The organism is Bacillus tuaregi, assembly GCF_900104575.1.
GTDB classification, from domain to species: domain Bacteria; phylum Bacillota; class Bacilli; order Bacillales; family Cytobacillaceae; genus Bacillus_BD; species Bacillus_BD tuaregi.
The window spans coordinates 3,068,642-3,088,822 of sequence record NZ_LT629731.1; the positions used below are offsets into that span (position 1 = coordinate 3,068,642).

At 38.1% G+C, this 20,181-nt stretch carries 24 protein-coding genes; 2 read left to right on the plus strand and 22 right to left on the minus strand.

The genetic code is table 11. The features are described from left to right. Positions 1-4: 4 nt before the first annotated feature. From BQ5321_RS17090 to BQ5321_RS17115, 6 genes are all read right to left on the minus strand, one after another. The gene (locus tag BQ5321_RS17090; RefSeq protein ID WP_071395634.1) at positions 5-598 is read right to left on the minus strand and encodes a nucleoside recognition domain-containing protein; all 594 of its coding nucleotides are present in this window, start codon (positions 596-598) and stop codon (positions 5-7) included. Then, on the minus strand, positions 591-1,742 hold the full coding sequence (locus tag BQ5321_RS17095; protein WP_071395635.1) for a D-alanyl-D-alanine carboxypeptidase family protein: 1,152 nt from the start codon (positions 1,740-1,742) through the stop codon (positions 591-593). Before BQ5321_RS17095 ends, BQ5321_RS17090 begins: the two co-directional genes overlap by 8 nt. Before the next feature lie 128 nt (positions 1,743-1,870). After that, positions 1,871-2,770 (minus strand): superoxide dismutase, encoded by a 900-nt coding sequence (locus BQ5321_RS17100; protein WP_071395636.1) that lies wholly within the window; start codon positions 2,768-2,770, stop codon positions 1,871-1,873. Positions 2,771-2,896: 126 nt separating this feature from the next. Continuing rightward, a complete protein-coding gene (locus BQ5321_RS17105) occupies positions 2,897-3,283 on the minus strand; it encodes a hypothetical protein (protein ID WP_071395637.1) in 387 nt (128 codons plus the stop codon). Positions 3,284-3,407: 124 nt separating this feature from the next. Further along, positions 3,408-3,986: an SMC-Scp complex subunit ScpB gene (gene scpB / locus BQ5321_RS17110; protein WP_071395638.1), complete on the minus strand. Its 579-nt coding sequence runs from the start codon at positions 3,984-3,986 to the stop codon at positions 3,408-3,410. Further along, positions 3,973-4,743: a segregation/condensation protein A gene (locus BQ5321_RS17115; protein ID WP_187143756.1), complete on the minus strand. Its 771-nt coding sequence runs from the start codon at positions 4,741-4,743 to the stop codon at positions 3,973-3,975. The genes scpB and BQ5321_RS17115 overlap by 14 nt, the downstream gene beginning before the upstream one ends. A gap of 225 nt (positions 4,744-4,968) precedes the next feature. On the opposite strand from BQ5321_RS17115, the gene BQ5321_RS17120 reads away from it, so the two are divergent. Continuing rightward, positions 4,969-5,496, plus strand: coding sequence for a DUF309 domain-containing protein (locus BQ5321_RS17120; RefSeq protein ID WP_071395640.1), 528 nt, complete (start codon positions 4,969-4,971; stop codon positions 5,494-5,496). Positions 5,497-5,517: 21 nt separating this feature from the next. On the opposite strand, the gene BQ5321_RS17125 is transcribed toward BQ5321_RS17120, so the two are convergent. Next, the gene (locus tag BQ5321_RS17125) at positions 5,518-5,862 is read right to left on the minus strand and encodes a GNAT family N-acetyltransferase (RefSeq protein ID WP_071395641.1); all 345 of its coding nucleotides are present in this window, start codon (positions 5,860-5,862) and stop codon (positions 5,518-5,520) included. Between the two features lie 396 nt (positions 5,863-6,258). On the opposite strand from BQ5321_RS17125, the gene BQ5321_RS17130 reads away from it, so the two are divergent. Next, positions 6,259-7,128, plus strand: a complete 870-nt coding sequence (locus tag BQ5321_RS17130) for a DUF1002 domain-containing protein (RefSeq protein ID WP_071395642.1) — start codon at positions 6,259-6,261, stop codon at positions 7,126-7,128. Between the two features lie 17 nt (positions 7,129-7,145). On the opposite strand, the gene lysA is transcribed toward BQ5321_RS17130, so the two are convergent. The 15 genes from lysA to fur form a co-directional block, all read right to left on the minus strand. After that, positions 7,146-8,474: a diaminopimelate decarboxylase gene (lysA, locus tag BQ5321_RS17135; RefSeq protein ID WP_071395643.1), complete on the minus strand. Its 1,329-nt coding sequence runs from the start codon at positions 8,472-8,474 to the stop codon at positions 7,146-7,148. Positions 8,475-8,841: 367 nt separating this feature from the next. Next, a complete protein-coding gene (locus tag BQ5321_RS17140) occupies positions 8,842-10,320 on the minus strand; it encodes a spore germination protein (RefSeq protein WP_071395644.1) in 1,479 nt (492 codons plus the stop codon). Further along, positions 10,283-10,885 (minus strand): stage V sporulation protein SpoVABEA, encoded by a 603-nt coding sequence (locus BQ5321_RS17145; RefSeq protein ID WP_071395645.1) that lies wholly within the window; start codon positions 10,883-10,885, stop codon positions 10,283-10,285. Before BQ5321_RS17145 ends, BQ5321_RS17140 begins: the two co-directional genes overlap by 38 nt. Positions 10,886-10,920: 35 nt before the next feature. Further along, on the minus strand, positions 10,921-11,343 hold the full coding sequence (locus BQ5321_RS17150; RefSeq protein ID WP_071395646.1) for a stage V sporulation protein AB: 423 nt from the start codon (positions 11,341-11,343) through the stop codon (positions 10,921-10,923). Then, entirely contained in the window at positions 11,333-11,953 is a 621-nt protein-coding gene (locus BQ5321_RS17155) for a stage V sporulation protein AA (RefSeq protein WP_071395647.1), read from the minus strand. Before BQ5321_RS17155 ends, BQ5321_RS17150 begins: the two co-directional genes overlap by 11 nt. Before the next feature lie 137 nt (positions 11,954-12,090). Further along, the gene (sigF, locus tag BQ5321_RS17160; protein WP_071395648.1) at positions 12,091-12,849 is read right to left on the minus strand and encodes an RNA polymerase sporulation sigma factor SigF; all 759 of its coding nucleotides are present in this window, start codon (positions 12,847-12,849) and stop codon (positions 12,091-12,093) included. Between the two features lie 12 nt (positions 12,850-12,861). Continuing rightward, positions 12,862-13,302, minus strand: coding sequence for an anti-sigma F factor (spoIIAB, locus tag BQ5321_RS17165; protein ID WP_071395649.1), 441 nt, complete (start codon positions 13,300-13,302; stop codon positions 12,862-12,864). A 2-nt stretch (positions 13,303-13,304) separates the two neighbouring features. Next, positions 13,305-13,655: an anti-sigma F factor antagonist gene (gene spoIIAA, locus BQ5321_RS17170; RefSeq protein WP_071395650.1), complete on the minus strand. Its 351-nt coding sequence runs from the start codon at positions 13,653-13,655 to the stop codon at positions 13,305-13,307. Positions 13,656-13,823: 168 nt separating this feature from the next. Further along, positions 13,824-14,987, minus strand: coding sequence for a D-alanyl-D-alanine carboxypeptidase family protein (locus tag BQ5321_RS17175; RefSeq protein ID WP_139187824.1), 1,164 nt, complete (start codon positions 14,985-14,987; stop codon positions 13,824-13,826). A 150-nt stretch (positions 14,988-15,137) separates the two neighbouring features. Further along, positions 15,138-16,331: a phosphopentomutase gene (deoB, locus tag BQ5321_RS17180; protein WP_071395651.1), complete on the minus strand. Its 1,194-nt coding sequence runs from the start codon at positions 16,329-16,331 to the stop codon at positions 15,138-15,140. Between the two features lie 173 nt (positions 16,332-16,504). Next, entirely contained in the window at positions 16,505-17,398 is an 894-nt protein-coding gene (xerD, locus tag BQ5321_RS17185) for a site-specific tyrosine recombinase XerD (RefSeq protein WP_071395652.1), read from the minus strand. Positions 17,399-17,405: 7 nt separating this feature from the next. Continuing rightward, entirely contained in the window at positions 17,406-17,633 is a 228-nt protein-coding gene (locus tag BQ5321_RS17190; RefSeq protein ID WP_071395653.1) for a YqzK family protein, read from the minus strand. Between the two features lie 168 nt (positions 17,634-17,801). Next, positions 17,802-18,176 (minus strand): zinc ribbon domain-containing protein, encoded by a 375-nt coding sequence (locus tag BQ5321_RS17195; protein WP_071395654.1) that lies wholly within the window; start codon positions 18,174-18,176, stop codon positions 17,802-17,804. A gap of 785 nt (positions 18,177-18,961) precedes the next feature. After that, complete coding sequence (locus BQ5321_RS17205) at positions 18,962-19,567, minus strand: IS607 family transposase (RefSeq protein WP_071394989.1); 606 nt, start codon at positions 19,565-19,567, stop codon at positions 18,962-18,964. Positions 19,568-19,722: 155 nt separating this feature from the next. Then, positions 19,723-20,181 (minus strand): ferric iron uptake transcriptional regulator, encoded by a 459-nt coding sequence (gene fur / locus BQ5321_RS17210; protein ID WP_071395656.1) that lies wholly within the window; start codon positions 20,179-20,181, stop codon positions 19,723-19,725.

Genomic DNA, 20,181 nt, shown 5'->3' on the forward strand with positions numbered 1-20,181 from the left:
TCCATCATCCTTTTCGCTTTCGGGTTCTTCGGTAATAAAACCAGCGATCAATTAAAATGGCTCCAACAGCCGAGCAAAAAGTAGCCAGTAAAGTTGGACCGACAATATCGGTGGGAGAAGCGGCATTATAATTCATTCTTATGGCAATAACCGTTGTCGGAATTAACGTGATACTGGACGTATTGACTGCCAAAAAAGTGACCATCGACCGGCTCGCTTCATTTTTGCCTCCATTTAGCTCCTTTAATTCTTCCATTGCTTTAATCCCAAGCGGTGTGGCAGCATTACCAAGCCCAAATAAATTAGCCATCATATTCGATAAAATATAGCCCATAGCAGGATGGTCCTTAGGCACCTCAGGAAATATTTTGTTTACGATTGGACGAAATAGCAGAGAGAGCTTTTCCAATAAGCCTGCTTCCTCAGCGATTCGCATAATACCTAACCAGAAAACCAATACACTGATTAAGCCGATACAAAGTGTTACAGCTTCAGATGCACCCTTAAAAACCGCCTCGTTCACTTCTTCCATGGTTCCATTTATCATGGCAAAGACTATTCCTATTAGCGTTAACAGAATCCAAATAATATTAACCATCCGATTTCACACCTAATTGAATGAGGAATAATTCGCGGACAGAATCATAGAAGGATTGCTTCTCTTTCTTTTTTGACTGTTTATAATATAGGTGAACTTCTTCAATTGGTTTATTATCAAAATAAACGATCGCTTTCCCAACCACATCTGGTACCATTTCCTTATCGCGCCACGCCTTTTTAGGCTTCTGAAGCTTATATTCAACCCTGAAGAGTTCCTCTTCAGCTTCTGTTACCGGAAAGAAAATATCACGCTTTACATACAGCTTTTTTTTATAAAACGGATCATTTATGTCTTTAATTTCCCCTTCCTTCATGACCTTTACAAGCTCATATTGCTTAAATCCATATTCATACATATTAATGTGATCATTCCAGTCATCTGGTCCATTTAATGTGACAGCAATTAAATCAAGTCCTTCTTTTGAGGCTGTCGTGACTAACGTTCTTTTTGCTCGTTTTGTGTAGCCTGTTTTACCTCCTGTAGTATATTCATATAATTCGGTAAGCAAACGATTTTTGTTCTTCCACACCCTGTCCCAGCTTTCAGTTGGATTTGGAGCACGATGAACTTTAGTTCCAGCAATCTTTTTATATGTACCATTGGTCATCGCATATTTCGTTAGCAGCGCCATATCATAGGCAGTAGAATAGTGATTCTCATGGTCATCCAGCCCATGTGGATTAGCAAAATGAGTGTTTTCCATCCCAATTTCAGCTGCCTTTTGATTCATTAAATAAACAAAACCGTCAAGACTTCCGCCAACGTGTTCAGCAATAGCGACTGCCGAATCGTTTCCTGACCGCAGCATTAAACCGTAGACAAGATCCTCAAGCTTTATTTTCTCACCCGGTTTCAAATAAATAGAAGACCCCTCTGCCCGAACAGCTTTTTCACTAACGGTGACCGTATCATTTAATTTTCCAGATTCAATGGCTAAAATGGCTGTCATGATCTTTGTAATACTTGCGATTCTTCGAACCTGATGAGCATTTTTTTCATATAAAACCCTACCTGACTGTTGCTCCATCAAAACAGCACTACTAGCACTGGCGTATGCAGAAGCGGCTGTTTTAAAGGGAAAGTACAGTGAGATAGTTGAGGTGACAAGGATCATAATGAGTACGATTTTTATTAATTTCATTCCACAATCCCTCTTCTCCTTAATCGTTAGTACAAGTCTATGCAATGCCAGTCCCGTTATATGACAAAAAAGAGCTCGCAATATGATTGCCATATTGTGAACTCTTTTTTGCTCATTTGAGTCTCAGTCTAGAAAGGTTTCCATTTTAATTGACTGGCTTTTGCGAAGCGTTCCTCAACATTTTTCCAGCTTACTATATTCCACCAATTGTCAACATAATTAGCTCTATTGTTTTTATATTGTAAATAATAAGCATGCTCCCAAACATCTAATACTAGAAGCGGGATGGTATCCCACTGGGTTAGTAGCATATGTCTTTCCGATTGCAGGATTTCTAAGCGCCGGGCCCTTGGAGACCAGACAAGAATCGCCCAGCCTACTCCTTCCACTTGCTTTGCTGCCTCGCTGAAATGCTGCTTAAATTGATCGAAGCTCCCAAAGTACTTCTCCATTTCCTTTAGTAGGGCACCCTTAGGTTTCCCACCTCCCTTTGGACTCATATTGTGCCAAAAAATAGTATGCAGATAGTGTCCGGACCCATGGAAAGCCAGTTCCCTTGACCAATGCTTAACTAGGGAAAAGTCTCTGTCCTTACGCGCTTGTGCCAATTTCTTTTCCGCCTTATTTAAGCCCTCAACATATGATTGATGATGCTTTGTATGGTGTAATTTCATTATTTCTTCAGATATATAAGGTTGAAGGGCATCGTATGCATAGGGAAGCGACGGTAAGCTATGATTGCCCATTTCTACATATGGTTCATTCATATAAACCATCCCAAGCTCCTGTCGACTGATAAAATATTGCTCCATTTCAGAATGTAGCTCATCGACTTCATTCTGAATTTTGGCCAATTCCCCTTCACTAAGCTCTCTTTGTGAGATATCCTCCATAATTTCAGCAAATGTATCTAATCGACTCCAGATTTCAGCTTCTTGTTCTACTTGTTCGGATTCTAAGTATTGTTTTAACTCAACATTCCATTTCATGACATTTTTGATGTAGTCATTGAAGTGACCCACAGCCATCCCCCATTCCCTTCAATCTGCTCCGTGACTATCCTATGAAAACAAATGGGGCATTATGAAAAAAAAAGAAAACCATCCTAAAATGGTTTTCCTTACTGTTTTATATCCGATATCATCCACCTGAGACTATAAAACGCTTGATGTATTTTGCTCCAACTCCTGAAAGACACGCTTCAGTTTTTCTATGTCTACATCCTTAAAGCAATTGGAAAATTCAGCAGCCTCCTTGATATAGACCCGCTTCCGATTCCGGAATTCAGGTTGCTTTATTAAGCATGCTAAGGCAACGATATCCTTTAACTCAACCTCTCTAGTCCCTACACTAAAGATTGGATTTTGTTCAAATGGTGTGAATTCTTGTAGATTTTCTTCAAAGTAACGTAGATAGAGAACTCGAAATACACGTTCCCTTCCGTTTTCTTCGATGATTAATTCACTTCGATTGAAGAAGTCCTCCGAGGTATTAGGCTTCTCCTTTTGCAATTCATAACCACTACAGCCTTTGATGAGCAAGTAACCACTCCTCCCCATCTCTCAGTACTTGAAAGATATTTTATGTAAAAATAACAATTAGAAAATAATCAATATTGATTATATTTTATCATATTTCTTACAAAAGGGTTAGATAAATCAAGCATCAAATTTTCGTATCAAAGCGCTCAAAGAACAGGTCCGCTTCCTCTTGGACATTTTCTTCAACCTTTTCAGGGAGAGGTGGAAGTTCTTCAATACTTTTCAAGCCGAAATAATCAAGAAATTCCTTCGTGGTTCCGTATAAATAAGCTCTTCCAGCTCCTTCTGCTCTCCCAATCTCTTTAATCAGGGCCTTAGCAATCAACGTTTGCAAGGGTCTTTCTGTTTTCACACCGCGAATATCTTCGATTTCCATTCTTGTAATTGGCTGTTTATAGGCAATAATCGCTAAGGTTTCAAGCGCAGCCTGTGACAATGCCGTAGTATGGGGAGACTCGACCAATTTTTTCAAATAGATGGCATGCTCCTTTTTCGTGGCTAGTTGATAGGTTCCAGCAAGCTGAACAAGGGTGATGCCTCGATTAATATTTTCAGTGTATTCGGCCATTAATTCCTCTAACACCTGCTCGGCTAAGGTTTCATCTATTTCAAGAACTTGAGATAGATGTTTTAAGGTAAGCCCTTCATCACCTGCAGCAAACAACAAGCTTTCAACGATTCCTTTCCAATTAACTAACTCCATGATAATCTGCTCCTTTTCGCTGCATAACAAAAATATCAGCAAAGTTGTTCTCTTGCTCGACAATAATTTCATTTTGCTTCATTAACTCTAATATTGCTAAAAAAGTCACCACGATATGTTCTCTATTTCGAATCGAAAATAAATCATCAAACCTTGTTCTACCTTTAGCGTTTTTTATTTCCTTGATGATTTCTTTCATCCTTTGTTCAATCGGTATCTCCTGGCGGGTTATTTTCGTCAGCAAGGGTTTTTGCAGTCGTTTTCGTCGTAAAAGCTTTTGCAGCGCGCCAAGCATGTCATATAAGGATACATTTATATCAGGTTTATTTTCGGTTTCAAGTACCTTACTGTATGCTGATAAATCACTGGGAGGCTTCGTAAACATTAAGCCCCTCTCCTGCTCTAATGATTTTAAGTCATCTGCTACTTCCTTATACTTACGATATTCAATTAGACGCTGTACCAATTCTTCACGAGGATCCTCCTCCATTTCAACGGCTAATTCATCATCTAAGCCAGAATGACTGTGGTTCGGTAGGAGCATTTTACTTTTAATCTCTAATAAGGTTGCTGCCATCACTAAAAATTCACTCGCTACATCTAGCTGTAATTCTTTCATCGTATGAATATAAATTAAATATTGCTCGGTAATTTCCGCAACTGGTATATCATATATATCAATTTCAAGGTGATTAATTAGATGCAGAAGTAAATCCAACGGTCCTTCAAATGCATCTATTTTTACATTATATTGCATATATTCCACCAATACTTTTCATTAATGTTGTTTCATCATAGGTTGTCATAGCAAATCTTTCAAAGAGACTTTCCGGGCTTGCGCTAAACTATTAATTAGTATAGAGGATAGATAGTATGAATCCAATAGTAATTTAAACAATCCGTATGAAACATTCGCAAGAAAAAACACTAAACTGATAGTTTAAACCTGTGTTACACTTTATCTCAGGAGGGAGACAAGAAGATGACATATCCATTCGAATATATCGATTATTTAGTGCATTTTCACGGGGATCGCGACTATTTTGAATGCCATGAGATACTAGAGGATTATTGGAAGAGGGTGGACAGCCGAAACAAGTCTTCTGTTTGGGTAGGATTAATCCAGTTGGCAGTTTCCAACTATCATCACAGACGGGGGAATTATAACGGTGCGCTTCGAACGCTGCAAAAGTCACTAGAGATCATTACGGCACATAAAGACCTCATCGAAAAATTAGGACTTAATCAGCCATTGCTCGTTGAACAAATAACGAGACAGAGAGATAGAATCATAAAAGGTCAAAATTATCAAAGCATGAACCTTCCTATCCATTCAAGGGTATTATTAGAGCGATGCAAAGCACGAAGCAACGAATTGCAGATGACCTGGATGATGGACAGTGATTTATCCAATCACGACATCATACACCGTCATAAGAAGAGAGATCGCTCAGCTGTATTGGAGGAGCGAAATAGAGCCATTCAGAAAAAAACAAATAGAAGGCAGTGAGCTAAAGCCACTACCTTCTATTTAATCACATTTATTAAAAAAATCATTCGTTTCTTCATTTGCCGTTATGTTCTTGTCTGGATACAAATCCTTTAAAGCCTTCACCATATTCTTTCCAATCCCCTGCCTACGATGCGATGGGTTAACCGAGATATGATGGATGATGATTGTCGAATCATCAATCCAAATTCCACCCAAGAGACCGATAATATCTTCCTCTTCCTTCCATAAAAATAAGCGCCAATTCTCATCCGATTCATATTGCTTAATTGTTTGCTGCAGTTTTTTTAAGTCTTTTTCATTTGGCATAAAAGACAATAAGCCCATAGCAATTTTTTCAAACGTCTTTTTATAACGAATTAGCATCATTAATCCCTCATTAATAAAACATTAAATCTAGTTTTACCATTTCAAAAGATTTTTAAACTACTTCTCCAGTACGATTCAAAGCCTAATTATTTTTACTATAATATCATACATAATTTAACTGCATCTTTCAATCACTAATCGTACTATAAATATGTCGTTTCCATTAAAATGAACCTGTCTATGCAACCATTTCTGTCTAAAAAATCCCCCCTTTAACAGTGATTTGTACTGACAGCTTCCTTTTCAACGAAAAGTTTCGTATGATTGTGTTGCATCGATGTAAAATGGTTATCCTAATGATAGACAATTTTATTCCTATTTGAAAATGTAACAATAATACTCGATTTCTCGTCTATTCAATGATAACCCTGATTATAACAAGGAGAAGATATAATGAAAAACTTTAAGGTTACGATTCTACTATTTTTATTTCTATTTATGTTTCCTTTCCGCGGTTGGGCTGATGTTGCCGTAGGCGATATGATTATCACGCTTGGAGAAAATCTATCAGAGGAACAGAAAAATATGCTGCTCTCCGAAATGAATGCACCTGATGATGCACAAATCATTACCGTATCAAATGCCGAAGAGCATCAGTATTTAGGCAATTATGTCTCAAAATCACTTATTGGAACAAGAGCCATCTCCTCCTCAGCGATCACAATCGCTGAAAAAAATTCAGGTCTAGAGGTTGAATCCAATAATATTAATTGGGTCACGGATGAAATGTATATTAATGCCCTCATTACGGCAGGAGTAAAGGATGCTAAAATCTATATTACTGCCCCATTTGAGGTATCCGGTACCGCTGCGTTAACCGGTATTATTAAAGCATATGAAGTGTCTGCTGACAAAGCCATTCCTGAAGAGGTCAAACAGGCTGCAAATGAAGAAATGGTTAAATCAGCAGAATTAGGTGATGAGATTGGGACTGAAAACGCAACAGCCCTAATAACAAAAATTAAAGAGAAGATGGCGGCAAATCCACCAAAAACAGAAGCAGATATACGGACCATCATTGAAAATGCTGCCAAGGAGTTAGGTATTACCTTAACAGATGCACAATTTCAAAGCCTGCTTGATCTTTTTAACAAGTTAAAGGAATTAAATATTGACTGGAATCAGGTTGGTGATCAATTAACCGTTGCCAAAGAGAAGCTTACTAAATATCTTGAAAGTGAAGAAGGCCAAGGCTTTCTAGAAAGTATAAAACAATTTTTTATCAATATTATTGATGCCATAAAGGCTCTTTTCTCTAAATAAAATAAAAGCTAAGCATCCTACAGATGCTTAGCTTTTATTTTTTCATTTAACGATAAATCGAGTCTCACTAAATCCTCGTATGTTTCTCTTTTTACAACTAATGTCGCTTTTCCATTCTCTACGAAAACAACTGGTGGTCTCGGTATACGGTTGTAATTATTGGCCATGGAGTAACCATAGGCACCTGTACAAAATACTGCTAGTATATCTTGTTTGTCTGTTTCCGGTAATGGAAGATCCCAAATCAGCATATCACCTGATTCACAGCACTTCCCTGCAATTGACACGACATCTGTCGGCTTTTCAAGTGGCTTATTTGCCAGCACTGCCTCATATTTCGCTTGATAGAGTGCGGGTCTAATATTATCGGTCATACCGCCGTCTACCGCCAAATATTTACGCACATTCGGAACTTCTTTTTTTGAGCCTATTTTATATAAGGTGATTCCGGCATCTCCTACCAATGATCGACCAGGCTCAATGCCTATTTCTGGCACTTTCAGCTCATATTTTTGAGCCTGCTTTTTCACTTCGGCAATAATTTCAATAACATAGTCAGCAGCAGGCTTTGGATCATCTTCGTCTGTATAGCGGATACCGAAGCCACCGCCAAGATTTAAGATTGCTGGTTCAAAGGAAAATTGAGCTTTCCAATCGTTTAGCTTTTCAAAGATTTTTTGCACTGCAAGTGTAAAGCCAGTTGTTTCAAAAATTTGCGACCCAATATGGCAGTGGATTCCAGCTGCCACCAGCCATGGAGATTTTAGTACTTTGTTTAGAGCTTCCTCTGTTTGTCCATTATGAAGACCGAACCCAAACTTCGAATCTTCCTGCCCTGTTAATATATAATCATGAGTATGCGCTTCAATCCCAGGGGTAATTCTTAATACAACATCCATCTGTTGCTTTTTTTCAGCGCATAATTCTTCAAGCACATCTAATTCGTAAAAATTATCCACGACAATATAGCCTATTTTATAGTGTAAGGCCATTTCCAGCTCTTCTCTGCTTTTATTATTGCCATGGAAATGCACACGCTCCATTGGAAAATCAGCAGCAACTGCTGTATACAATTCTCCTCCGGATACCACATCTAATGACAGTCCTTCTGCTTCGGCTAATTGAACCATCGCTACCGTTGAGAAAGCCTTACTTGCAAATGATACCTGTGCGTTGATTCCATTACTAATAAATGCTTCCCTAAAGCTTCTCGCTCTTTGTCTAATTAAGGCCACATCATACACATAAACTGGTGTTCCAAATTCCTTCACTAATTCAACTGTATCAACGCCGCCTATTTCTAAATGTCCTTTATCGTTTACTGCGGTGGTTCCATAATAATACATAACCGTCCCTCGTTCCTATAACTTGCTGTATCGATTAGCGTTCCTATTTATTCCTCTATTTTAGAAAATACTTTAACATAACATAGTTTAAATCGCAATATGTTAAATAATCTAATAACTTACCCCTTTTCCTAGTCATTCTTTATATCAAATTCGCCCGTCGAATTTGCGTCCGGATTTTTATCGAACTCGCTCGATAAACTACCTTTAAAAAATCGCATGACTCGCCGGAGGCTTAACTTCATTCAGCCGGGGTTTGAACCCCCACTGCATCGAAGATCCATTTGCATTCATCCCCCACTTGTAGAAGTGGAGGACTTCTGCTGAATAAAGTTAAACAGCAGTAAACAGAAGCTGTTGCTTCTGTTTACTGGCGCGGCTGTCTAATTCGGTTTCGTGTATGGATAATTCTTGGTCTGATTTGTGAACCAGGTATTGATCGGCGAACCAATATTTGCATAAAGGCCTTTGGATGAAAAGGCAATACAGGCCACAAATAGGGGGTGTTAAAGGAGCGAATTCTCGCCAGTAGGATAATATACAGCGTGACCCCGATAACCAAACCGGGAGTATGGAAAACGGCAACTAATATAAGTAGAAACAGCCTGACAAGCTTATTAGCAATACTCAGTTCATAGCTTGGCGTTGCAAAATTCCCCATCGCTACCACGGCTATGTATAAGATAACTTCTGGGACAAATAAGCCAACATCAATGGCAATTTGTCCAATTAAAACGGCGGCAACCAAACCCATTGCAGTGGATAATGGTGTTGGTGTATGTATAGCTGCCATACGCAGGAATTCAATTCCGATATCGGCCAAAAAGATTTGGACAACGATTGGAATATTCGCGGACTCATTGGGACCGATAAAATCTAATGGCTTTGGCAAATGATGCGGCTCTAACACTAATAGAAACCATAATGGTAATAAAAAAAGTGAAGCAGCAATGCCAATAAACCTTACCCAGCGGACAAAAGTACCGACACCAGGAGATTGACGATATTCCTCAGCGTGCTGCATATGATAGAAGACTGTGGTAGGTGTAATAATGACACTTGGTGATGTATCTACATAAATAATCACATGTCCTTCCAGTAAATGTGTTGCGGCTACATCTGCCCGCTCTGTATAACGGACAAGCGGATACGGGTTATATCCCTGCTTTAATATAAACTCTTCAACTGTTTTATCTGCCATCGTTAATCCATCAACCTTAATGGCTTGAATTTCCTTCTTAATCACCTCAATGAGGGTTGGATCTGCAACACCATCAATATAGCCTAGGGCAATATCTGTTTTTCCTCTTTCCCCAATTCGCATAATTTCAAAACGTAACCGTTCATCCCGAATCCTTCTTCTTGTAAGGGCTGTATTCACAATAATATTTTCAACAAAACCATCGCGCGATCCGCGGACCACCTTTTCCGTATCAGGCTCTTGCGGTGAACGCCCAGGATATCCTCGAACATCAACGGTTAGCCCTTTACCTGCACCCTCAACGACTACCACTATTAACCCAGAAAGAACCTGATCAACTAATTCATCCATGGTATTAATGGGGGATACGGATTGATGTACAATACGATTTTCAACAATAGTAAATAGATTTGCTGAAAGCTTCTCATCATCATTAATTTTTATCAACTGCTCGGTGATTTCAATAATAAAATTGGTATCACACAAACCATTTACATAATAAAAATGAACATCTTTTCGTAATATCTTTAGCTTTCTAACTCCAAGGTCAAAGCTTGTCCCTAGCCCTACACGTTCCTTCATATATGCTTCAATTTCCAGCACTGATTCAGGAATCGGTTTTTTCTCCTTTTTCTGAGTTCCCATCATAACCACTCCTTTCCAAAATAAGCTCTACCGCCTTTCGAGTAATTGGAGAACCTTTTTCATAATGGTCCTTACCTGCCATTTTTCCAATATCACCAATCCCAACAATGATAGGCACCTTTAATTCATCAAGGCAATAAACTGTATCACCGTAAAGTCTCCCCACTTCCAACTCCTGTATTCCATATTTGTCAACTCCATTAGCGGTTATCTCACCATCACGATCAATGCATATATCCACTTTTGTCCACTCTTCATGCCTTGGATTCGAAGCAACTGCGATGACTCCTATTACTTCAATATCATCGTGGTCAGCAACATATTTCAATGCCCTTTCCCCTGCCCCTTCACCTATAAAACCACTGTCATCAAACATCACAAGTACAGGATCATAGGCAGCTTTTTTAATTTGCTTGACTATGACTGAACCATCTAACACGGATGGATTACCATTCGAAATAGAAAGACATCGGCCGCCAATTTCCTTTGCTACAATTTCAAGTGACTTACGAGCATATTTATCTCCATCTGTAATTAATATGACGCGTCGTTTTGCACTCTCCATATTTTGATGTCCTTTCGATTAAAAGTGTGTCGATGCTATTGATCCACAAAATAGATCCAATGAAATAATGAACCCACTATTTTTCCAAACACAAGCGCCATCAATAATATGGCGATTTTATCGTCGACACCGATTCTTTTGGCCAAAATCGGCCAGACATTAAGTACCTCTGTTAAGGCTCCTGCCATCATTCCCACAAAGATACCACCGGCAAGACCAAAAATAATTAATGTATAAGGAGAGATGTGAAAATGAGGGTTTTGTAAAATAGCAACGGCTCCTGTAACGGCGCCAATCACAACACTCCATTCATACATTTGAATTAATTTCATCGTTTTGGTTAATTGTGTAAGTCTTGGTATAATTCCAAGCACTGTTAAAAACGCGACATATCCCGCTCCAACTGATAATCCCCCTGCAAAGCCGAGAAAAATAATAAACAGCAGTTTAATGATCATCGAGCTTCTTCATACTCTCCTTATTTTCATGCATAATGACATATTGATCGAGATCCTGTTGGTAGTTAAACATTTCAACCTCAAGGGGGCTAGGTTCCTCGTTAAGTCGCTTTTTAAAGACATGATTAAAAAAAATAATCATCCCAAGACCTAATCCGATTGAATAAGGAATTTGAAATAGCAACGGCTTTTCAATGTCTTGTCCAGTAATCATTTTATAAAGCTTTTGGTGAACATGCTGCATACTAACATCCTCATGAAAATTCATAATCGTCAGCATGGAACCAAAAAATAATAAAAACCAGGTTAAGACAAATAGGAATGGCGATACTTTCTTTTTCTTATAAACCACCTCCACAATCGTTTGTGATGGTCCTAATACTTGAACTTCTATAGATGAATTAAATTTGGCAATTTCGGCAATGACCTGCATGACATCAATAATGATAATATTTCGGTCTTTAGCAGATATGCTGTAAATAAGGAGTTGATTTAACTGCTTTTGCAGCACATCTTCGGCAATGATTTGCGTGATATCCTTCAAATACACCTTCTCATTAGGTCGAACCAATACACGGTTACGCAGCCGAATATAAACCGTTTTTTCCAACTCACTCACATCCTACACAGCAATTTCCTTTACTCATTAGTATTTCTTACAAGTTCCTCCTCATGAACTCCAATAAATGGATATCTTTGTGGCAAACATCCTCTCCTTTAAGCAGAATAGAAAAAGACCGTATAGATCTACAGATCCATACGGTCTTTCATTTGCTGTAATATTTTCTTTTCGAGTCTAGAAACTTGCACCTGAGAAATTCCAAGTCTTACAGCAACCTCTGATTGTGTCTGATCTTTGTAGTATCGTAAATAAACAATCAATCGTTCACGATCCTCCAGCTCTCGAATCGCTTCCTTAAGTGCAATCTTGTCAAACCATTTTCCTTCATTACCATCATCAATCTGGTCAAGTAGCGTAATCGGATCCCCATCATTTTCATAAACAGTTTCATGAATCGATGATGGTGTCCGGCTTGCTTCCTGGGCCATGATAATATCCTCTGCTGGAATTGACAGATATTCAGATATCTCATTTACCGTTGGTACTCGGCCAAGTGATTTGGATAATTCATCCTTTGCCTTTCGAATTTTATTCCCCATTTCCTTCAATGAACGACTTACCTTAACAGTCCCGTCATCACGAATAAAACGTTGAATTTCCCCGATAATCATCGGGACGGCATAGGTTGAAAACTTTACATCATAAGAAAGATCAAATTTATCTACAGATTTTAATAAACCAATACAACCAATTTGAAAGAGATCATCTGGTTCATAGCCTCGATTTAAAAAGCGCTGAACAACAGACCAAACTAGCCGCATATTTTTTTGTACAATTAAATCTCTGGCACTTTGATCTCCATCCTGACTTTGTTTAATCAATTCTTTGACTTCATGGTCTTTTAAATAAGGTTGGTTCTTATCTGATTTAACCTCCACATCCATAGGCAAGACTCCTTAATTACACAGCATTTTGCTTGTTGATAAATGCTTCCTTAGTCGAATCTCGGTACCTTTACCTGGCTGCGATTTCACTTCGATGTCGTCCATAAAATTTTCCATAATCGTAAACCCCATTCCAGACCTTTCTAATTCAGGCTTTGTTGTATAAAGGGGCTGACGAGCCTCTTCTACATCAGGTATTCCGATGCCTTCATCTTTGATACTTAACTCCACATATCCGTCTTCAATGGAGACAGAAATATAGACGATTCCATTTGGATCACTTTCATAGCCATGAATAATAGCATTTGTAACCGCTTCAGACACAACTGTTTTAATTTCTGTTAATTCATCTATGGTCGGATCCAATTGCGCAATAAACGATGCGACTGTGACGCGGGCAAATGATTCATTCTGGCTCAGCGCACTAAATTGAAGCTGCATCCTATTTTTCATATTTAGGCAACCCCCAATCTTTGCAAAGCATTTTCTTCCGTAGGCTCAAGACGAATAATTTTAAATAAGCCTGACATCTCAAATAATCTTTGAACAGACGGGGAGATTGCGCATACGACCATCTCGCCATGCAGCTGTTTGATTTGTTTATAACGTCCCAGTATGACACCAATGCCCGAACTATCCATAAAGGATAATTCCTCTAAGTTCAAAATAATGTGGCGGATAGCATATTCTTCTATTGCGTTCACTGCTCGTTTACGAAGTTCATCCGCAGAGTGGTGATCAAGCTCACCGGATAATCGAATACATAAGACGTCTTGCTTTATTTCCAAATCAATGTTCAGACTCACTAGTTATCCTCCTTATTCATGTGCTCTTTTCTAGTGAGTCAATTCGCTATATCCTTGTATATTTCCTTCACCAAAACAAAACTAGTGAATATTCGCTAATAAAAATAGTATCCTTTATCTTTTCGACAAAGTGGTGCCGTTACATTTGGCAGCTTCAAAATCTGAATTCTACTCACTTTTCGTAAAAATCCCTAGAGAGCGCTTGAATAACCCCCACCAACTTGCCTCATTTATATCTTCTTTAGCGAGCAAAGGACTTTTGACCAAGGTATCGCCGTTTTTCTTAATCGTCAGCGTTCCAATCTGGTCACCTTTTTTAATCGGCGCCTTTAAATCCTGTTTCAAGCTTACCTTTTGCTTCACATCCTCAATCGTTTCACCTTTTTTCGTTAATAAAGAAATTGACTCACTTGTAACCATCTCTACCTTCTTTTTTTGTCCCTTACTAACCTTGGCTGCGCCCATGACATGATTTCTTTCGAAAATTGGATGTGTTTTATATTGATTAAAAGCATAATCTAGCATTTTGGTTACTTGGGCATTTCGCTCCTTTGAAGAAGGCGCACCAAATACAACAGCAATAACCCGCATTCCGTCCTTCTCAGCGGTAGCTGTTAAACAATACATCGCTTCTCTTGTAAAGCCTGTTTTCAGCCCGTCAACACCAGGATAAAAGCGAACTAGCTTATTGGTATTCACAAGCCAGAATTTTTTATCTGTATTTTCTCGTAAATATGCTTCATAGGTACCGGTGAATTTTGTGATATCTTCATACTTAAGCAATTCTTTCGCCATTAATGCCATATCATAGGCAGTACTAAAATGATCATCGACCGGCAGTCCTGTCGTGTTTTTAAACTTCGTATTTTTTAACCCAAGCTCTTTTGCCTTTTGATTCATCATTTCAACGAAGCCATCTTCCGAACCAGCAATACGTTCAGCCATCGCAACAGATGCATCATTGCCTGAGCCAATCGCAATCCCCTCTAACATTTCTTTCACTGTCATTTCTTCACCAGGTTCTAAAAAGATTTGCGAACCACCCATGGATGCGGCATATTCACTCGCACGAACTTTCTCGTTCAGGGTAAGCTTCCCTTCATCTAACGCCTCCATAATTAATAGCATCGTCATTATCTTCGTCATACTTGCGGGCGGCAGTTGCTCATTGCTATTTTTCTCATATAGTACCTTGCCTGTATCACGTTCTATTAAGATAGCTGACTTTACATTTTCTGCTAATTGAACACCATTTTCTTCCGCAGAAGCAAACGGAATGGCAATTGCTGTGAACATCATCATTGCGAGCAAAATAGAAACAAGTCGTTTCATCACAAAACCCTCCATTCTTTCTATAGATTTCATTTTTTCCATAAAAGACAAATTTATACAAACTGAGTAAAATAGTGGAAAAATAATTTTGTCATTCGCGGCATAAAAAAACACAAAGGAAATAGAAGTCCTTTGTGTTCTGTTCGCCTCTTATTTTATTAAATCTTGTAAAAAGCTGCTTCCAAATGAAGGCATTTGGACAGCAAAGTTTTCTGCTATGCTAGCCCCGATATCTGCAAAGGTATTTCGTAATGGCAGTTCTTTTCCAGCGGTCATGTTTTTATTGTAAACAAGCAGCGGAACATATTCACGGGTATGATCGGTTCCAGGATGGGTAGGGTCATTGCCATGATCCGCTGTAATGATAAGTAGATCGTCCTCACGCATATGCCCAAAGACTTCCGGGAGGCGGAGATCAAATTCCTCGAGTGCTTTTCCATAGCCAATTGGATCACGGCGATGTCCATAAAGAGCATCAAAATCCACAAGATTAACGAAGCTTAAGCCGGTAAAATCGATTTGAAACGAGTCTAGCAGTTTATCCATACCATCCATGTTTGAAACGGTGCGGAAATGCTTGGTCACACCTTCACCATCGTAGATATCATTGATCTTTCCAATTGCAATCACGTCAAGATCTGCATCCTTTAATTCATTCATCACCGTTCTGCCAAATGGCTTTAGGGCATAGTCGTGGCGGTTTGCCGTTCTTTTAAACTCTCCAGGTTTCCCAACAAACGGCCGTGCAATGATACGTCCGACCATATATTTTTCATCGAGAGTCAGTTCACGTGCTATTTTGCAGATTTGGTAGAGCTCCTCTAATGGCACAATTTCTTCATGGGCTGCAATTTGCAGCACAGAGTCTGCAGATGTATAAACAATTAAAGCGCCTGTCTTCATATGCTCTTCACCAAGCTCAACAAGTATCTCGGTTCCACTTGCAGGTTTGTTTCCAATTATTTTTCTTCCAGTCTTCTCCTCTAATTCAGCAATCAATTCTGCGGGAAAGCCATCCGGAAAAACGCGAAAAGGAGTTTCAATATGGAGACCCATTATTTCCCAGTGTCCAGTCATTGTATCTTTTCCGCGCGATGCTTCCTTCATTTTTGTATAGCAGGCAAGTGGAGCTTCTACTTTTTTAACCCCTTTTATTTCTTCAATAGACCCGAGACCGAGCTTTTCTAAATTAGGCATATTTAAGCCATTCATTTTTTCAGCAATATGTCCTAATGTATGGGAGCCTTTATCACCAAATTGCACTGCATCCGGTGCCTCACCAATTCCCACTGAGTCCATCACAATTAAAAAAATTCGCTTATAATGAAATGAAGCCGTCGTCATTTTCTTACCTCCGTATACGGTATTTTACCTTTTCTAATATCTGTCAGATTTTTCGCTTGTATACCTACTAGGATTCCATTTCTCCAGATGTAACCTTAACACCGTTGTAGGATAAGAAAAAGCTACCATTTCTGCTGGTAGCTTTCTAATCATTCCAAGAATCTCTCAGTCTATTAAGCACGTGGATGAAACTGACTATAAACATCCTTTAATCTTGTTTTCGTTACATGTGTATAAATTTGCGTTGTCGATATATCAGCATGACCGAGCATTTCCTGAACAGCACGTATATCTGCACCATTCTCCAATAGGTGGGTAGCAAATGAATGCCTTAACGTATGTGGTGTCAATTCTTTCTCTATGCCTGCTTCACGAACAATTTTTTTTAATATCTTCCAAAAGCCCTGCCTTGTTAGCTGTTTACCGTGATGATTCAAAAATAATGCGTCATCCTGCCGTTTCTTTGAGATAAAATGGAGTCTGCCATTTTCCAAATATCGTTCAAGTGCCATAACAGCATTTTTGCCAATGGGAATAATTCTCTCCTTATTCCCTTTCCCAATGCAACGCACAAATCCCATCGTTAAATGGACATCTTCTAGCTTTAATCCAATTAATTCACTGACACGGATCCCTGTTGCATACAATAATTCGAGCATCGCTTTATCTCTTACGCCATAGTGATTGCTGACATCTGGTGAATCGAGTAGTGTTTCTACCTCCTGGAGACTCAAAACCTTTGGAAGTGACCGCTCTAATTGTGGTGTTTCAATATGTACAGAAGGATCATGGTCACTGACCTTTTCCCGAAGTAAAAATTGGTGAAAGGCTCTTATTGACGCAACATGTCGAGCCAATGTTCTTGATGATTTCCCCTGCTCCTTCAAATGCCCCAGAAAATGGACAATATGAATCCTTTGCACATCATTAAAGCTGTTAAGCTGCTCTACCGCTTTTTGATATTGCATGTAGCTCTTTAAATCCCGTTCATATGAAACAATCGTATTTTGCGCCAGACCTTTTTCAACAATTAAAAAATGGGTAAAATCCCTAATTTGGTCTTCCATTTATACATTACTCCCCATTTAAATAAAACAATATTATCCGATCAAACCAATTCGAATTATAGTTATCTTCTACCGTTGTTACCTTTATAGCAGAACCCTTTGGCTCATCGTAGCGATGATAGTCTGCGTATTCCTCATTTAACCACATAATAGCATAATAAAAAAGAATTGTGCATCCTGTAAACAACACAAATACCTTCAATGTTCTCAACAGCATTTTAAACCATGTTCTCATACTCTTCCTCCAACAATAGCATATATACCTATTAATACATATGCCATCTTGGACAGGATTTATACATATTTCAAGTAATGTTTCCAAATCTACCGCTCTACAAAATTTACCTAAACTTACTTAAATACTACTTAGAGGCAAGTTTTCCAGTAAACCTTGCTCCCTTGGTCAAGCCATAGGATTCAATTTATTTGCACCGCTATTTCTAACGGATGCAATCGGTTTCTCATGATTTGCGAACAAATCATACCTTACCGCATAGGTGATACAAGCGAGCTTCCACTTTTTCACCCAGTCCGAGCCAGACAATATTTGTATCTTTTTAGCCATATTAATGGCACTATTTAAGTCACGAACAATGGTATGTCCACAAGAAAGACAAATAAACAAACGAACCTCCGGTTCTTTCTTTTCTTTATGACCACAAACACAACATTCTTTGGTTGTATTTCTTTCGTTTACCATTTTATATTGTTTCCCACGTTTAGAAGCAACCCACTGTAATATTTTACGGAATTCACCAATATGTGTTTGATTCAACATACTTCTTTTCATATTTTTAGAACGANGAATAAGTAAGTTTGAATAATTTTATTCTTTTATAACTTCTTCCACCATTTGTTTTAATTTTTTTGACTTATGGCTTCTACTTCCATATAACCGACTACTAAATACCGTTAAAATGGATAATAGATCTTCTACCATTTCTTGTTCATATGTTTTGTCTTCTGTTTGATTAATGACTTCTATTTTCACATCGTGAAACTCGCAAATTTGTTCGATTAATTCCATACCAAATCGAATCAACCGATCTCGATAATTTATANGTATCTTTCCCAAATGAAATCCTAATCGTTTTAGAATCGAGTAATTTAAACCCTTTGTTTGGCTCATCAAAGTATAAAGAAAACCACTTCTCCTTCCAACTACGGAACTTTGGATATCCATTTTGCTTTTTAAAAAAACGGTCATAGGCATCTTTTAAGCGCAAGGCCGTGTTTTTTAACGGGGAAGAATGAACGGTCCGAAGGAATGGATGGATTTTTTTCAATGTTGTAGCGTAATTTCTTAAATTTCTTCCTTCTAACAACTTTAAAGGGGAACCATTCTCATAATCATTTTGGGCAGCTTGAATTAATTGATTATACAGCCAATTACATATTTTACTTTGACCGTCTAAGGCATAAGTGGTTTCTTTTGGAAAAATAATTTCCACCTTACGATTGAACGTTATACTCAAGTTTTCTCCCTCCTTTCTTTGATAAATAACCTAATTATAAGATTATTCAGGTGATATTTCAAGTAAGAATAAGTAAGTTTGAATAATTTTATTCTTTTATAACTTCTTCCACCATTTGTTTTAATTTTTTTGACTTATGGCTTCTACTTCCATATAACCGACTACTAAATACGGTTAAAATGGATAATATATCTTCTACCATTTCTTGTTCATATGTTTTGTCTTCTGTTTGATTAATGACTTCTATTTTCACATCGTGAAACTCGCAAATTTGTTCGATTAATTCCATACCAAATCGAATCAACCGATCTCGATAATTTATAACCACACGTTCCACTTGATTCGATTGAATCATTTTAATTAATTTTGTTAAACCTTTTTTGTTATAGTTTAATCCACTTCCCAGATCTTCTATTATTTCGAAACCGTACCCCTTTGCCGTACAATACATACTCACCAGTTCTACCTGACGTTTCAAATCTTCTCTTTGATCAGAAGAAGAAACGCGACAATAACCTACGGTTATTTTTTCATTTAATGGCTTCACTTTTTTTATTTTAGATAATTCTTCAACAGTATACCGACGGTGGTTGCCTGTTGTACGAACGGACTTAATTTTTCCTTCGTTTTCCCACCTTCTTAACGTAGATGTTGCCACTCCTAACATTTCCGCCGCTTCTCTAATTGTGAACATAATAAAAACACCTCACCTTTGTAGATGAAGTGTAACATATTTACTTGCTTAATTTAAGTAATTTAGAGTAACTTTGGATGATTTTAAACAAACAGTTATCGAGCCCCTAAAAATAAAAACCTCTTCTATTACTTAAAATAGAAAAGGCTTCCTTATTATTTAGGTTTCGATTGTTTTTTTTCCTGACAACGATAGCAAATTCCATGAAACGTAAGACGGTGGTCTTTTATTTTAAATTTCCAATCACGTTCAACTAATTGCTCGACATCATCTAATAAATCCTGCTGAATTTCATCAACAGAGCCGCATTCAATACAGACAAGATGATGATGAAAGTGCGCTGCTCCCTCTGTACGAAGATCGTAACGAGATACACCATCGCCAAAGTTAATTTTATCGACAATTTTCAATTCAGTTAACAGCTCTAACGTACGATAAACCGTTGCTAAACCAATCTCAGGCGATTTTTCTTTTACTAGGAGGTAAACATCTTCAGCACTTAAGTGGTCTTCTTCGTGCTCTAATAAAACACAAACGGTTGCTTCACGCTGTGGTGTTAATTTATAGCTAGATGAGTGTAACTGCTTCTTAATTCTTTCTATTCTAGTTTCCAT